Below are 648 nucleotides of genomic sequence, written 5' to 3'. Positions count from 1 at the left end.
GTAGTCAGCGTGCATCGCAGACCAGTGTTGCCATCATCTTCGTATCCATTGACCAACCAATTACTTGCCGTGATTAAAGGTCAATGATCACAGCCAAATACAACCAGCCTTCACTTGTGGCAAGATACGTGATATCGCCCGCCCATTTTTGACTCGGAGCCGTTGCAGTAAAGTCCTGAGCTAGCAAGTTCGGAGCTACAGGCATCTTATGTTTGCTGTCCGTTGTACACTTAAACTTGCGTGCCGCTTTCGGCGTTAAATCCTGACGCTTCATGCTGGCTGCAATGGTTTTAACATTATGGCTATTACCGTTCTCAGCGAGTTCTTTCTGGATACATCTTGAACCATCTCGACCTTTACTGTTGTCAAAAGCATCTTTGACCTTTGTATCAAGCTCTTGACGAATTGTCTCGCGCTGGATGGCCTTGTGGCGATGCTTAATCCAATAATAAAACCCACTTCGAGAAACCCTGAATACCTTAACCATGCGGACAACACTGAAGCACAGCAAGTGTTCAAGCATGAATTCATAGCAATCTACTTTAGATTTTTCGCGAAGTAGGTGGCGGCCTTTTTTACGATATCTAGCTCTTCTGCTTGTTCTGCCAACTGTCTTTTGAGTTTGGCTACTTCAGCAGCTAGCTCTTG

General features: G+C 45.4%; 1 pseudogene. It reads right to left on the bottom strand.

The annotated features are described in order from the left end of the window. Nucleotides 1-10: 10 nt before the first annotated feature. Nucleotides 11-648, bottom strand: a pseudogene (locus UF05_RS02710) (IS3 family transposase); the annotation flags it as partial.

Source organism: Vibrio sp. S457-15 (assembly GCF_000960545.1).
GTDB classification, from domain to species: Bacteria; Pseudomonadota; Gammaproteobacteria; order Enterobacterales; family Vibrionaceae; genus Vibrio; species Vibrio parahaemolyticus.
This window is presented reverse-complemented; position numbering and strand designations above follow the sequence as displayed.